Source organism: Candidatus Krumholzibacteriia bacterium (genome assembly GCA_035268685.1).
Taxonomy (GTDB): Bacteria; Krumholzibacteriota; Krumholzibacteriia; order JAJRXK01; family JAJRXK01; genus JAJRXK01.
On the sequence record DATFKK010000122.1, the window covers coordinates 27,359 to 42,198 of the forward strand.

General features: G+C 68.3%; 13 protein-coding genes. 4 read left to right on the forward strand and 9 right to left on the reverse strand.

Annotation, left to right across the window (positions count from 1 at the left end; genetic code table 11):
• Positions 1 to 50: 50 nt before the first annotated feature.
• Complete coding sequence (locus VKA86_11790) at positions 51 to 776, forward strand: DUF2270 domain-containing protein (GenBank protein ID HKK71893.1); 726 nt, start codon at positions 51 to 53, stop codon at positions 774 to 776.
• Between the two features lie 2 nt (positions 777 to 778).
• Here the strand turns inward: VKA86_11790 and VKA86_11795 are convergent, their stop codons facing one another.
• From VKA86_11795 to VKA86_11805, 3 genes are read right to left on the reverse strand one after another with little or no spacing between them, the layout of a single operon-like run.
• Positions 779 to 1,969 carry an MFS transporter gene (locus tag VKA86_11795; protein HKK71894.1) on the reverse strand — a complete coding sequence of 397 codons (1,191 nt, stop codon included), beginning with the start codon at positions 1,967 to 1,969 and terminating at the stop codon, positions 779 to 781.
• 41 nt (positions 1,970 to 2,010) lie between these two features.
• Positions 2,011 to 2,988: an electron transfer flavoprotein subunit alpha/FixB family protein gene (locus VKA86_11800; protein ID HKK71895.1), complete on the reverse strand. Its 978-nt coding sequence runs from the start codon at positions 2,986 to 2,988 to the stop codon at positions 2,011 to 2,013.
• Between the two features lie 31 nt (positions 2,989 to 3,019).
• Positions 3,020 to 3,799 carry an electron transfer flavoprotein subunit beta/FixA family protein gene (locus tag VKA86_11805; GenBank protein HKK71896.1) on the reverse strand — a complete coding sequence of 260 codons (780 nt, stop codon included), beginning with the start codon at positions 3,797 to 3,799 and terminating at the stop codon, positions 3,020 to 3,022.
• A 308-nt stretch (positions 3,800 to 4,107) separates the two neighbouring features.
• Here VKA86_11805 and aceE point away from each other — a divergent pair, with 308 nt between their 5' ends.
• Positions 4,108 to 6,900, forward strand: coding sequence for a pyruvate dehydrogenase (acetyl-transferring), homodimeric type (aceE, locus tag VKA86_11810; GenBank protein ID HKK71897.1), 2,793 nt, complete (start codon positions 4,108 to 4,110; stop codon positions 6,898 to 6,900).
• A gap of 24 nt (positions 6,901 to 6,924) precedes the next feature.
• Here aceE and VKA86_11815 read toward each other — a convergent pair whose 3' ends face one another.
• On the reverse strand, positions 6,925 to 7,767 hold the full coding sequence (locus tag VKA86_11815) for a hypothetical protein (protein HKK71898.1): 843 nt from the start codon (positions 7,765 to 7,767) through the stop codon (positions 6,925 to 6,927).
• Positions 7,748 to 8,899 (reverse strand): transcription termination factor Rho, encoded by a 1,152-nt coding sequence (gene rho / locus VKA86_11820; protein ID HKK71899.1) that lies wholly within the window; start codon positions 8,897 to 8,899, stop codon positions 7,748 to 7,750. The genes VKA86_11815 and rho overlap by 20 nt, the downstream gene beginning before the upstream one ends.
• 513 nt (positions 8,900 to 9,412) lie before the next feature.
• Between rho and VKA86_11825 the strand changes: the two genes are divergently transcribed.
• Together VKA86_11825 and VKA86_11830 are read left to right on the forward strand one after the other, a co-directional pair.
• A complete protein-coding gene (locus VKA86_11825) occupies positions 9,413 to 10,090 on the forward strand; it encodes a DNA-3-methyladenine glycosylase 2 family protein (GenBank protein HKK71900.1) in 678 nt (225 codons plus the stop codon).
• Positions 10,091 to 10,161: 71 nt separating this feature from the next.
• On the forward strand, positions 10,162 to 11,655 hold the full coding sequence (locus VKA86_11830) for a M20/M25/M40 family metallo-hydrolase (protein HKK71901.1): 1,494 nt from the start codon (positions 10,162 to 10,164) through the stop codon (positions 11,653 to 11,655).
• Between the two features lie 81 nt (positions 11,656 to 11,736).
• Here VKA86_11830 and VKA86_11835 read toward each other — a convergent pair whose 3' ends face one another.
• The 4 genes from VKA86_11835 to VKA86_11850 are packed head-to-tail and all read right to left on the reverse strand — an operon-like array spanning position 11,737 to position 14,835.
• Positions 11,737 to 12,675, reverse strand: a complete 939-nt coding sequence (locus VKA86_11835; protein ID HKK71902.1) for a hypothetical protein — start codon at positions 12,673 to 12,675, stop codon at positions 11,737 to 11,739.
• Positions 12,676 to 12,683: 8 nt separating this feature from the next.
• A complete protein-coding gene (locus tag VKA86_11840) occupies positions 12,684 to 13,964 on the reverse strand; it encodes a TonB family protein (GenBank protein HKK71903.1) in 1,281 nt (426 codons plus the stop codon).
• On the reverse strand, positions 13,961 to 14,407 hold the full coding sequence (locus tag VKA86_11845) for a biopolymer transporter ExbD (protein HKK71904.1): 447 nt from the start codon (positions 14,405 to 14,407) through the stop codon (positions 13,961 to 13,963). The genes VKA86_11840 and VKA86_11845 overlap by 4 nt, the downstream gene beginning before the upstream one ends.
• Positions 14,407 to 14,835, reverse strand: a complete 429-nt coding sequence (locus VKA86_11850; GenBank protein HKK71905.1) for a biopolymer transporter ExbD — start codon at positions 14,833 to 14,835, stop codon at positions 14,407 to 14,409. Before VKA86_11850 ends, VKA86_11845 begins: the two co-directional genes overlap by 1 nt.
• Positions 14,836 to 14,840 lie beyond the last annotated feature (5 nt).

Below are 14,840 nucleotides of genomic sequence, written 5' to 3' on the forward strand. Positions count from 1 at the left end.
CACCGCGGGTCGTCCGCGACCACCGACCGGAGTGCACGGGGAGCGCGGTGATGCAGGAACCCGGTCCGAAGGACCCGACGACGCGTGCGGACTACGAGAGCTCCTCGCTCGACCGGCAGGAGTACATCTCGGCGATCGTCCATCTCTACCGCGGGGAACTGGATCGCGCGACGGCCTGGCGCGTCCGCCTCGACAACACCACCAATTGGTCGATCATCACCACCGCCGCCCTGCTCACCTTCAGCTTCGACGGCCGCAATCACAGCCACTGGGTCCTGCTGGTCGGCATCTTGTTGTTGACCTCGTTCCTGAGCATCGAGGCCCGCCGCTTCCGCTTCTTCGACGTGTGGCGCTACCGAGTCCGGAAGATCGAGGAGAATTTCTACGGACCGATCCTCCGGCGCGAGGTGATCAGTCCCGACCGGGCCTGGGGTGACCGGGTGGCCGAGGATCTCCTGCATCCGGTCTTCAAGCTCTCCTATCGAGCGGCGCTACGTGCGCGCTTCACGCGCAACTACTGGGTCCTCTACGTGGTCCTGTTGGGCGGCTGGTGCCTGAAGGTCCTGCTCGAACCGACCGTCGTGACCTCGATCGAAGACCTCGAGGCGAACCTCTCCGGCGGGATCATTCCGTGGCAACTGCCGGTCGTCGTGGCCGGATCGGTCGCGGTCATGATGCTCGTGACCGTGCTGTTCTTCCCGAGAGCCCCACTGACCGAGGAGTCCTACTGGACGCAGGACCACGACGCCAAGGAAGTGGGCAACCTCGACGTGTGAGTTCAGCGGTGCGCCGGCAGCCGTGGTAGACCGATCGCCACGATCAGCCACAGGGTCGACGTCACCGCGAGGAACACGCCCAGCACGATCGGCTGGTGCAGCATGAAGCTCCCGATCAGCCCGCCGGCGAAAGATCCCGTGAACTGCGCCATGGCGTAGGTCCCAGCGGCCGTGCCTCGAGCCTCGTCCTTGGCCAGGCGGGTGAGCATGGCCGGCGCCGCGGGTTCGGCGACGGCCACGGCCACGATGGTCAGACCGATCGCCCCGGCCGTGGCCCAGAAGGTCGAGCCTCCGGCCAGGAGGAAAGCAGCCGCGCCCAACAGCGAGAGACTGCCGCCCATCACGGCGTGCTTCAACCGCCCCCACCGATCGGCGAAGAAGGCGCTGACCATCATCACGCTCAGGCCCACCGGGACCAACACCAGGTAGACCTTTCCGTGCTCCGCCCGGGGCACGAACTCGGCCAGCAGGCCGGGACCGACCACGAACATGGTCGTCACCTGCGAGTGCTGGAGGAAGGCACCGATGTCGAGTCGGAGCATCGGAGGGTGGTGAAGCACCTCGTCCAGATGACCGGGTGTCCACTCCAGGCTGGCGTCGTGGACGTGCCGCGGAGGCTTGGGGATCATGGTGACCACGTAGATCGCGGCGATCACGCTGAGCGCGGCGGTCAGCCAGAACAGGAAGGGTACGCCGAAGCGGGCGGCCAGGCCGGGTCCGGCGATCATCCCGATGGTGAAGGCCACGCCGACGGACATACCGAGGGCCGCCATGGCCCGGGTACGGATCGAGGGCCGGCTGACATCGGCGATCAGCGCGACCACGGCCGCCGACACCCCACCTGCGCCCTGGAGCGTGCGGCCGATCACCAGTTGCAGGGCGTTGTCGGAGAGGGCGGCCACGATGCTGCCCACGGCGAAGACCAGAAGGCCGCCGGCGATCACCCGCCGACGACCGTAACGGTCGCTCCAGATGCCGAAGGGAATCTGCAGTCCGGCCTGGGCGAGGCCGTAGGCACCCACCGAGAGTCCCACCAGCAACGGCGTGTGTCCCTCCAACTCGGCCGCGTGGAGGCTCAGCACGGGCAGCACCATGTACATGCCGAGCAAGCGCAGCAGGTAGATCCCGGAAAGACCGAGGATCGTGCGGCGCTCGTGGGGCTGGGCCTCGCCGTTGGTGGCCGGATTGGTCACGCTCGTCCGTCCCGCATCATCCCCACCGGCGCGCGGGCGGTTCAGTTCTTCGCCTCGTTCACGGCTTCGATCAACGCCGGCACGACCTCGTGCAGATCACCCACGATGCCGTACGCGGCCTCCTGGAAGATCGCGGCGTTCGGATCCTTATTGATCGCGACCACGCATCCGGCCCCGCGCATTCCCACGAGGTGCTGGATCGCCCCGCTGATCCCCAGCGCGATGTACAACTTCGGCGCCACGACCTGCCCCGAACTGCCGATCTGCCGCTCGTGTTCGACCCATTCGCTGTCACAGGGCGGACGCGACGCGCCCACCGCACCCCCGAGAGCCTCGGCGAGATCGAACACGACCTCGAACTTGTCGGGATCGCCCACGCCACGACCGCCGGCCACGATGATGTCGGCCGCGGTGAGGTCGACCTCGCCCGCCTCGGCGGCCTTGACCTCCACCACGTTGCGCGTCGTGACGTCGGTCAGGTCCACCGAGAAGTCCTCGATGGAGGCCGGACCGTCCGCAGGTTGCACCGGAAAGGCCCCCTGCTGGACGCTGCAGAAGATCATGTCGTCACCCGCGGGCACGGTCCGGGCGTCGAGCTTTCCGTTGATGACCTTGCGGATGAAGACGGGCTTGCCGCTCTCGACGGCGATGCCGGTCACGTCGGGCACGAGCGCTCCGTCGTGGGCCGCGGCCAGACGTGGGAAGAAGTCGATGGCCTGGTAGGAGTGCCCCACCAACACCACCTTCGGCTGCACGTCGGCGATCACCTGCTTCAGCGATCCGACGTAGGCCTCGGGCGTGTACTGGGCGAGCTTCGCGTCGTGCACGCGCAGCATCTTCGCGCCACCACATCCGGCGAGGTCGTCGGCCATGCCGGCGGTGTCGTCGCCGAGCAGCACGCTCACGACCTGACCGCCGAGATCGTTCGCCACCGAGCGCGCGGCGGTCATGGCTTCCTTGCTGATTCCCTTCAGAGCACCGTCCCGGTGCTCACCGATCACGAGAACGTCGTTGCTCACGTTCGTCAGACCTCCTGTTGGCACCGTGGGCTCAAAGGACCTTGGCTTCCTGGATCAACTTCTCGACGAGCATCTTGGCAGCTTCCTTCGGCTCGCCCTCGATCATCGTGGCCTGGCTCGACTTCACGGGGAAGCCGACGCTCTCGATCGAGACCTTCGGTGTGAGGTCGGACTCGTCCAGACCGAGGTCGGCCAGCGACATCTTCTTCTGGGGCTTCGCGCCGGCCTGCATGATGCCCTTGAGCGAGGCATAGCGGACGTCGTTGATGCCGCTCTGCACTCCGAGCACGACCGGTGTCGGAACTTCGACCGTCTCGACCAGGTTGTTGTCGAGCTCGTGGGTGACCTTCAGGCCTCCGGCGGTGGCCTCGATCTCGAGGACGATCTGCACGTGGTGCATCCCGAGGCGCTCGGCCAACATGGGACCGACCGCGTTGTAGCTCAGGTCGTCGGATTGCTGGCCGGTGAAGATCACGTCGAAGGACTCGTCCTTCGCGGCCGCGGCCAGGGCCTTGGAGATGGTCAGGGCGTCGGCGCGGGCCAGGTCGTCGCTCTGGACGTGGATCGCGCGGTCGCAGCCCATGGCCAGCGCCTCCTTCACGCCCTTGCTCGCCCGCTCGCCGCCGAGCGAGAGGACGACCACTTCGCCCTCGCCGCTCTCCTTCAGGCGAAGCGCGGCCTCGATCGCGTAGCGGTCGCACTCGCTGATCGCGTACGCCAGGCCGTCCTCGACGATCCACTCGTCGCCGCTCGCCAGGCGCAGGCGCGCGTCCTTCTCGGGGACCTGTTTCACACAGACCAGGATCTTCATGAACACCTCGGCTCGTGTTGGTCTCGGTTCGGGTGGGCCGCCGGGTTCGGCTGCGGTCCGGGGCAGCGGGCCGGCGAGCGGCGGCGTGAGAGTATCCGGTGAGAGATCGGGCGGCCAGCGATGATCCGGCCCGGACGATCCGCCCGCCCGCATCCGACGATGGTAAACGGGGCGAACGATTCCGCCAACGCGCGAGACGCTGGAAAAAGGCCCGTCATGGGTCTAGGTTGTGCCCTCCGCCTCGGCGTGGCCAGGAGCCCCGCCGCGTCGAACCCGGCGGCTGCGCCGACCCCCGACGTGGAGCGACCATGGTCTTCGATCAGTTCAAGCAGCACCTTCCCGACATCGATCCCGGCGAGACCCAGGAATGGCTCGAGGCGCTCGAATCGGTCGTGCGCGCCTCGGGCTCGCAGCGGGCGCAGTTCCTGCTGTACAAGGTCCTGAAGCAGGCCCGCCTGCTGAACGTCGGTCTGCCGCAGACCGTCACCACCCGGCCGATCAACACGATCAGCCCGGAGCAGGAGCCGTGGTTCCCCGGAGACGAGGACATGGAGCGCCGGATCCGCCGGCTGATCCGGTGGAACGCGGCGGTCATGGTGACCCGGGCCAACGAGCGCAATCCCGGCCTGGGCGGGCACATCTCCACCTACGCGTCGTCGGCCAGTCTCTACGAGGTCGGCTTCAACCACTTCTTCCGTGGTAAGGACTGGCCCGGCGGGATCGGCGACGCGGTGTACGTGCAGGGACACGGCGCGCCCGGCGTCTACGCCCGGGCCTTCCTCGAGGGCCGGCTGTCCGAGTCGCAGCTCGAGAACTTCCGGATGGAGTCGAAGGGCGGCGGGCTCTCGAGCTATCCCCATCCGCGGCTGATGCCGGACTTCTGGGAGTATCCCACCGTCTCCATGGGACTGGGCCCCATCAACGCCGTCTACCACGCTCGCTTCCTGCGGTACCTCCACAACCGCGGCCTGGCCGACACTTCCGACGCCCGCGTCTGGTGCTACCTGGGTGACGGCGAGACCGACGAGCCCGAGTCCCTGGCCGCCCTCACCCTCGCCAGCCGCGAGGGCCTCGACAATCTGGTCTTCGTGATCAACTGCAACCTGCAGCGCCTCGACGGACCCGTGCGGGGAAACGGCCAGATCGTGCAGGAGCTCGAGGCCCGTTTCCGCGGTGCGGGATGGAACGTGGTGAAGGTGCTGCTCGGCCGCGAGTGGGACGACCTGCTGGCCCGCGACCCCGAGGGGCTGCTGGTCGAGCGAATGCGCAACGTGCTCGACGGCGACTGGCAGCGGATGGCGGTCGAGGGCGGCGCGACCATCCGCGAGGAGTTCTTCGGAGCCGATCCGCGTTTGAAGAAGGTCGTCGAGCACCTGAGCGACGATCAGCTCGAGCGCCTGCGCATGGGCGGGCACGACTACCGCAAGCTGTACTCGGCGTACTGGTACGCCTGTGAGCACCGGAACGAGCCCACGGTGATCCTCGCGCGCACGGTGAAGGGCTGGACCCTGGGCGAGGGCTTCGAAGCGCGCAACGTGACCCATCAGATGAAGAAGCTGGGCGAGGACGAACTGAAGGTCTTCCGCGATCGGCTGGAGCTGCCGATCACCGACGAGCAGATCGAGAACGCGCCCTACTACCACCCGGGCGACGACAGCCCCGAGGTGCAGTACCTGCACGACCACCGGCGCAACCTGGGCGGCGCCCTGCCAGAGCGCCGCAAGCGCAACTGGCGGGTGGAACTGCCGTCCGACGATCTGTACGCGGAGTTCCGCAAGGGGACGGGACCGAAGGTCCCGGTGTCCACGACCATGGCCTTCGTCCGCCTGCTCCGTGCCATGATGAAGGACGACGCCCTCGGCGACCGGATCGTGCCGATCATCCCCGACGAGGCGCGGACCTTCGGCATGGAGTCGCTGTTCCGCGAGTTCAAGATCTACGCGGCCAACGGTCAACAGTACAAGCCGGTCGACTGGAACGTCCTGCTCAGCTACACCGAGGGCCAGGACGGCCAGATCCTCGAGGAGGGGATCACCGAAGCGGGATCCATGGCCAGCTTCACGGCGGCCGCCACGAGCTACGCCACCACCGGCGAGCCCATGGTTCCCTTCTACATCTTCTACTCGATGTTCGGGTTCCAGCGGGTGGGCGACAGCATCTGGAGTCTGGCCGACAGCCGTGGCCGCGGCTTCCTGCTGGGTGCGACCTACGGACGGACGACCCTGAACGGCGAGGGCCTGCAACACCAGGACGGGCACTCGTTGCTCACGGCGACGACCGTGCCGAACTGCCTGGCCTACGATCCGGCCTTCCACTTCGAGACGGCCACCATCGTGCGCGAGGGTCTTCGGCGCATGTACCAGAACGACGAGGACGTCTTCTACTACCTGACCCTGTACAACGAGAACTACGAGATGCCCGACATGCCCGAGGGCGTCGAAGACGGCATCCTGAAGGGTCTCTACCGGTTCCGTCCCAGCCCGCTCGACGACGACGATGCTCCCCGGGCGCACCTGCTGGGCAGCGGCGTGATCCTGCAGCAGGTCCTGGAGGCCCAGAGGATCCTGGCCGAGGACTACGGAGTGGCCGCCACGGTCTGGAGTGCTCCGAGCTTCTCGGAGCTGCGCCGCGATGCACTGACGGTGGAACGGGCGAACCGCCTGTCCCCGGATCGCGAGCCACAGGTGCCCTACGTGACGAGCTGCTTCGCCGACGAAGCGACGGGCACGCCGGTGGTCGCCGCGACCGATTCGATGAAGTCGGTGGCCGATCAGGTGGCTCGGTGGATCCCGCTCCCGTTCACAGCGCTCGGCACCGACGGCTTCGGCCGCAGCGACACCCGCGAGAACCTACGTCGCTTCTTCGAGAACGACACCGCCAACGTGGTCTACGCGACCCTGATCGAGCTCGCCCGGGTCGATCGCGTTCCGCTCGAGATCGCGCTGAAGGCGCGGGATCGATTCGAGATCGATCCGGACCGACCGGATCCGGCGCACACCGACGAGGTGCGACCGCGAGAACCCGCCTCGTCGAACGCCGGCGCGCGGAAGAAGAAGTCCGGCTCGTCGCGCGGGAAGCGGAAGACCACGTCGAAGGGTTGATCGGGGGCGGTCCCTGCCGGGGAATCAGCGCTGGGCGTCACCGGTCACAGCGCTGGTCCCGGCCTCGTCGCGCACCGAGCGGCCGGCGAGCCAGGTCTCCAGTCGCCGTTCGGCCACGTTCCGCATCGTGCGTCCCACCGACAGGTAGGCCCGCGAGGCGGGGAAGATCGACTCGTTGCGCACGAAGTCGAAGGCTCCGGTGCGCCCGCCTCCCGACCGGTTGTAGCCGAAGCCGAGCCCGACGTGGTCACGTCCGTCGCGGAACACGAAGAAGCCGGTGAGTTCCACGTCGTCGAGCTTGCCGCCCATGATGCGGTCGAGCCAGCCGTCGATGTCCATCTCGACCGAGCCCCGGCTCAGGACGAAGAGGTGGGCGTCCCGCACGTCGACGGTCAGCGTTCCCTCGTCACCGCGATCGAACTCGAAGTGCCGATCGCCGATCTCCCAGTGGAGCATCTCGATCACCGGTGCGAAGCGCATCTCGCCCGGATGGTAGCCCAGGATCGAGTAGGGAATGTCGAAGCGGGTGGTCTCGCCCATGGTGATCCGGACGAGGGCGTCGGCCCCGTCCTCGACCGGCCACCGTTCCATCGTGGCCACGGCGTCGTAGGGCATCTTCGACCCGCCCTCGGCGGTCACCAGCGAGTCGAACCACGCCGTGTCGACCGACCCGTACAGGTCGCGCTCGAGCACCGACAGCATGAAGGCGAAGACCGGGTCGAAGACGTCCTCGGAGAGCGTCGCGACCGTGGGCTCGTAGGATCCGTCGTCCTCGAGTTCGAAGACCGCGGCATCGGTGGACAGCGCCGCCAGGCCCAGGGCCAGGGCGACGACGATCGCGATCCGGTCAGGTGCGCGGAAGCGCATGCAGCAGTTCCTGGTTCGTCGCGTGTTTGGCGAGGAGTTTCAGCAGACCCTCCATGGCGCGGTCGGGCGGCATGGACGAGAGCACCCGGCGGACCTTGTGGATCAGCTCGAGCGTCTCGAGGTCGTACAGCTTCTCCTCCTTGCGGGTTCCCGACTTCGCGATGTCCAGGGCGGGGAAGATGCGCTTCTCGAACAACTGCCGCGACAGGACGATCTCGGTGTTCCCGGTTCCCTTGAACTCCTGGAAGATCACCTCGTCCATGCGCGAACCGGTGTCGACGAGCGCGGTACCGAGAATGGTGAGGCTCCCGCCGTTCTCGATGTTGCGCGCCGCCCCGAAGAGGCGCCGCGGGGTCTGCATGGCGTTCGCATCGAGACCGCCGGACAGGGTCCGGCCACTGTCGCCGCGCACCGTGTTGTAGGCCCGGGCCAGACGAGTGATCGAGTCGAGCAGCAGGACGACGTCCTTGCCCTCGAGAACCGGCTGTAGGATCTGCTCGACCGCGGCCTCGGTGGTGCGGACGTGGTCCTTGGCGACCTGATCACTGCTGGCCGCGATGACCTCGGCGTGACAGCTGCGCCGGAAGTGGGTGACCTCCTCGGGCCGCTCGTCCACGAGCAGGGCGAAGACCATGGCCTCGGGATGGTTCACCTCGAGCGAGCGCGCGATCTCGAGCAACAGAGTCGTCTTGCCGGCCTTCGGGGGCGCCACGATCAGACAGCGCTGCCCCTTGCCCAGCGGCGCGAGCATGTCGATCACGCGCGGCGTCAGCGCGCCGTCCTCGCGCGAGAGATGCCACCGCTCCTCGGGGTCGATGCTCGTCGTCTTGTGGAGCTGGTCGAACAGCCGTTGCAACCGCTGCTGACCACTCCCCGACCCTCCCCGGCGCGAACGTTTGCTCCGCGCGGGCCCGGGCCGTCGGCGCCCTCCACCGGAACGGCGCTGACCGTTGGAGTTCTGCGGACGCTTCTTCGAAGAGGACTGGGTCGGTGGCACCATGTCGTCGTCGAGCGCCGCCGACGTGTGGTCGACCGGTCCCCGGCGGATTCCCGACTTCTTGCGACGGGACCGCTTCTTCTTGTTGCTGCCACCCGAGCGGGAATCGCCGCCCCCGTTGGGACCGGGAGACATGGCGCTCTCCGGATCCGCCGCATTGGACGACCGGCGTCCGCGACGCGCGGCACCACGCCGCGGGCGCGACTTGGAACTGGAATTGGACATAGACCTACTCGATCGTGAATACCTGCTCCGCCGTGCGGGGCATCGAGAGCGATCACGAGTGCTTCTTCGTTCCGGATCGACGGACCGGTTCCCCGGTGTCGGGAGACGAACGAGCGAAGGAGAAGCCGACGTGATCGATGCGCCGTCGTGGCGCGTCCTCGACCGCTTCCGGTTGGGATCCGTTCGGACGAACCGAATGAGATACTGTGGCCGGAACGATCGGACCCGCTGGTGGCCGGGGGTCGACTCGGGCGCGAACCCGGAGATGGTCGGGTTCGTCCCGCATGGGGCAGTCCCCGGTGCTGTGCCGCGGGATTCGAGAGCGTGGCGACCGAGTCGCCTCGCGCTAACTCAAAGACCTACAGCAACCGGCCGAATTTGGCAACGTCGCAAATCGCCGGCCCCACGAACCGGGAGGAACCCGTGCCCCAGCGATCCACACCGAACACCTTGCACGATCCGGACCAGCGCCGTCGGGGACGCGCCGTCCTACGCGATGCCGATCCCGCCCTGGGCGATCTCGTGGAGCGTTTCGGCGACGTGTGGCCGCGGCGCCGGGTGCCCGTCTTCGAGCGCCTGTGCCGCATCGTGATCGATCAGCAGCTCTCGGTGAAGGCGGCGGCCACCATCGCGGAGCGGCTCCGCCGCACGGCCGGTGGCCGGTTGCGGGCCGATCGGCTGCACGGCCTGGACGACGCCGCTCTGCGCGGGGCCGGCCTCAGCCGTCAGAAGACGGCGGCCCTGCGCGACCTCGTCGAGCACGTGCGGTCGGGTCGACTGCGAACCGATCAGCTCTGGCGTCTGCCCGACGACGAGATCACCGAACGCCTGGGAGCCGTCCGGGGGTTCGGGCCCTGGTCGGTCGAGATGTTCCTCCTGTTCGGGCTCGGACGGGCCGACGTCTGGGCCACCGGAGACCTCGGGCTGCGGCGCGCCGTCCAGGAACTCGACGGCCACGCGGCGGCGCCCCACGCGCCGGCCATGATCGCCCGGGCCGAGCGTTGGCGTCCCTGGCGAGGGCTGGCCAGTCTCTACCTGTGGGCGTCCCTGGAACCGGTCCTCTGGTCGGAGCCGGCCGCAGACAGGAATCGTTCGCTCTGATATCCTCCGCGGCTCCGGTCGCCACTCGCGCGACCACCTCCCTCGCGCCCATCGACGTCGACCGAGGAGCCGTGTCCGTGTCCCAGTGTGCGCACCGCCGCGTGGCGGTCCCCTCCCTCCGTGCTGCCCACCTGGCGGCGATCGTTCCCCTGCTGCTGTGGCTCACGGCCTGCGGGGGCGCCCCGGAGTCTGCGACGGACGAGTCCGGGCTGCCCGCACGGATCCGAGCCGACGCCGCGACGCTCCGCGAGGCGGCCCTGCGATCCGATGTGGGCTACGAGACCCTGGCGCGCCTGTGCGACGAGCACGGTCACCGGCTGAGCGGGAGCGAACGGCTGGAGCGGGCCATCGACTGGATGGCCGGCGAGCTCCGCTCGATGGGGTTCCAGAACGTACGCAAGGAACCCGTCCAGGTCCCCGTCTGGATCCGTGGTGACGAGAGCCTGACGCTGCTCGAGCCCATGGAACTCGAAGTGCCGATGCTCGGTCTGGGCATGAGCGTGGGAACGCCGTCCGGCGGCCTGACCGGCGAGGTCGTCGTGGTCGAGGACTTCGACGAACTCGAAGCGCTGAGCGTGTCCGACGTCAGCGGCCGGATCGTGCTCTTCGACGCACCCTACCGCGGCTACGGGCGGACCGTCCCGTACCGCACCCAGGGCGCGATCGCCGCCGCGCAGCGCGGGGCCGTCGCCGCGCTGGTCCGTTCGATCGGCCCACCGGGACTCCGCACTCCGCACACCGGAACCATGCGCTACCGCGACGACACGCCGCGCATTCCGGCCGCGGCGATCGCGACCGAGGACTCGGACATGATCGCCCGCCTGGCCGACTCCGGGAACCGGGTCGTCGTCCGCCTGCAGATGTCCGCGCGCAACGAACCCGACGGCTTGTCGCACAATCTGGTCGCCGAGGTGGTCGGGCGCGAGACACCCGAAGAGGTGGTCGTCATCGGCGGCCACCTCGACAGCTGGGACGTGGGCACCGGGGCCCAGGACGACGGGGTGGGGTGTCTGATCGCCGTCGACGCCGCGCGGCTCATGCTCGAGACCGGTCTGATCCCCCGTCGCACGGTGCGGATCGTCCTGTGGACCAATGAGGAGAACGGCCTCCGGGGCGCGCGCGCCTATCGCGACGCCCACACCGACGAACTCGACCGGCACGTCGCCGCCATCGAGTCCGACAGCGGGAACGGCCTGGTGCAGGGTTTCCGTTTCGACTTCCGTCCTGCGGTCATGGGCTTCGATTCGGCCGAGGACGGCGGTGAGGCCTTCGAAGCCGGCCGGGATCGCATGATGGCCGTGACCCGGGACATCGCCGATCTGCTCGCCACGACCGGTGCCGACTCGGTCTTCGCCGCCGGTTCCGGTGCCGACGTTGGCCCACTGGCGGCACGCGGCGTTCCCGCCCTCGGTCTGCACCACGACACCAGCGAGTACTTCGTGATCCACCACACCGAGGCCGACACCTTCGACAAGATCGACCTCACGGACATGCAGAAGAACACCGCGGCGATGGCGGTCATGGCCTATGTCCTGGCCGAAATGGAGGGGACGCTGCGTCCCTGATCCGACGCGCCGCAGCGAAGGGCAACCGTGCGAACCCTTCGCTGCGATCGCGCCCGCCCGCGACGGAGTCGCGGGAACGGCTCAGTCCGCGTGGAGGATCACCACACGCACGTGACCGTCGAGCTCGGCGCGCAGGTCCGACCTCTGGACGAAGTCGATCTCGACCTGCTCACGGGGCAACTGCATGGCGTCGGCGAGGAAGTGCGCCACGGCGGTGGACCTCTTCTCGGCCAGAGCGAGCTCCTCGGCCTCGACCTCGACCCTCACCGGCGAGTACGGATGGGCACGGACCACGTCCGCGGCATGCGTGAGCCAATCCTCGCCACCGATCCGCAGGCGCGATTCGTGCCGCTGGAACAGTTCGCCCCCGCTGAACTCGAGCACCAGATCGTCCCCACGCGGATAGCGCAGGGCCGGTACGCGGAAACTCACACCTGCATGGTTGTAGGTGTTGGTGCCCTCGTCCTTCTGGGTGAAGACGTAGCTGTAGGGGTAACCGGGGCGAAGCATGCTGCCGTCGTCGCCGAAACCGTCCCACACGAGTTCGTCGGGAACGTCGTCGCCGCCCTCGAAGGTCCGGAAGGGTGCCCCGCGGAAGTCGGTGATCACCAGCTTCCATTCCTCGAGGTCGTGACCCGGTTCGGGCTCGGGGTAGAAACGGGCCACGGGCGTGCTCACGACCTCGGGCAGCCAGTAGTGCGGCGTCTGGTCGCTGGCGAGGTCCTCGATGTTGTTCAGATGCGGCTTGAGGCCGCTCACCGGGCTCATCTCCAGCGCCGCCTCGTCGGCCTCGCTCAGGAACGAGTCGATCATCGCGGCACTGAGTTCGAACTCGTAGCCCTGCTTCTCGACGTCCTGCCGGACCTCGTTCTGGGCCTCGACCACGACGTCGTCGAGCACCGCACCCGACTCGCCCTCCGCCGTGAAGGTCTCACCGGATTCCCCGGCCTCGACGGTCTCCTGCGCGTAGGCGAACGGACCGGACAACAGCAGGATCACCACAAGCAGACGGCCGAACATGATCGTCCTCACTTCAGACGGAACACGAAGGTGATCACGCCCCACTGCTCGACCTGGGCCGCGCCCGCGTCGAGGGGAGCGAATCGGAATTCCTCGATGGCCGACAGTGCGGCCTGGTTCAGGTCGGAGTGCGCCGACATCTGCTGGATGCGCGTGGAATCCTTCACGCGCCCGTCGGGCAGTACCGTGAAGTGCACGGCGACCACGCCCTCCCAGCCCATGCGCCGGGCCTTCGCCGTGTACTCCGGCGAAACGACCTTCACGATGTCACGGCCGGCGATCTGACCGGTGATGGTCATGCCCATGCCGTTCTTGTCGATCTTCTTCGGTGTGGCTTCGGCGATGCCGGTCTCGGCCGGCGCCGCACGGTCCGTCTCCACGGAGCGGTCGGGTGCGGGCGCGATACCACCACGGGAGCGCAATCCCCCGCCCCCACCGCCGGTCCCGTAGTCCAGGATCGTGCGACGACCACCGTTCTCCGAGGATCCGCGCGACGGCGGAGCGATGTCGTCCCCTCCACCCTCGGCGATTCCGCGCGACCCGCGCGAGGGCGTCAACGACCGACCCGGAGCGCGATAATCCGCGCTGTCTCGGGATCGGCTGCGCAAGTCGCCGCCGCCGGGGACTGCCGAGGACCCCGCGTCGGCGATGGCGCCGCCGCCCCGCCGCGACGACTCCGTCGACGGATCGATGTCTCCTCCGACGACGTCGAGGGTCGCCCGCCGGCTCTGGAGCTCTCCACCGGTGCGATCGAGATCCGGCGCCGGACCCGAGCGCGACGTCAGTTCGGGAGCGCTCGTGTCGGCCGCCTCCTGCGTGGCCCGGCCGCGGGTCTGCGGCACGTCGAGTGCGCGGGCGAGATCGTCGTCGCGGCTCTCGAGCTTCGGCTCGACCTCGACCTCCCGAGTCTGAATCGCGCTCGGCTGCGGCAGGTCGGGCTCGACCTCGGCGACCTCGGCCCGCGAGCGGACCGGGTCGGTCTTCGGCGCCGCGGGCGTCGGCTCCGGTGGATCCGGTTTCTCGGCCGATCGCGTCGAGATACCCTGCCCGGGATCGATCGAGGGCGGCGTCCGCTTGGCCAGGGTCTTCAACGCGACCTTCTCCTCGATGTCGTCCCCGAGGTGCGCCTCGATGTAGCTGATCTTGGTCAGCTCCGCAGCCACCTCCGGCATCTTCCCCGCGTTGTGCAGCCCCAGGGCGACGAGCAGCAGCAGTGCCGCGTGCACGACCATGCTCGTGGCCAGGCCGCCACGCGTGGAGCGGCTGCGATCGACGGCGGCCCGCATCATGGCGAGCCTCCCTCGTTCTCGTCTTCGGGCGAGGTGGCCAGCGAGATCTCACGCGGCTTCGCCTTTTCGATCTCGGCGATGACCTTCTCGACCTCGCCGTAGGGCAGGTCCTGGTCGGCGCGCACCACGGCGATCGCGGTCGGAGTCTCGAGGAGCAGGTCCTCCATCAGCGGCTGCACCTCGGCGAGCGCGATCGGCACGTCCGAGAAATAGATCTCGTCGATGCGATCCGTCTCGGGATCGAGCGTGCAGGAGATCTCGATCTTGTTCTCGTCCTCGTTCTCGACCGCCCGCGCCGTGGGGAGGTTCACGTCGACGGCTCCCTGGTCGAGCTTCGGGGAGATGATCATGAGCGTGAGGACGACGACCAGCGAGACGTTGATCACCGGGATCACGTCGGTCTTCGACTCTTCACGGGGGCCGCGGCGCTTTCGCATACCCATCAGCGACCCTCCTGCAGGTTGAGCAGGGCGAGGTCGCTCGCGCCACTCGCCTTGGCGATGTCCAGCACCGTCACGACCTGGCCAAGGCGGACCCGGTCGTCGGGTACCACGACCACCGTACGCTTCTCGCGCGCGGCCAGCTTCTGCGTGAGCGTGGCCTCGAGCTGATCGAGGGCGACGGGCTCGTCGTTGACCTTGATGCCGTCGGGGTGCACGGCCACCGTCAGCAATCCGACGCGCTCGCTGGCGGGCTGGTGCACGACGGTGGGGTTGCCCTTCTCCACCGGCTTGCTCTGCACCTCGATCCCGCTCCACAGCAGCGTGGGCAGCGTGACGAGGAAGACCACGATCAGAGTGGTCGTCACGTCGGCCAACGGCGTGATGTTCGCGTCCGTGATGCCGTCGGTACCGATGGCGTGCCTACTCATGGGCG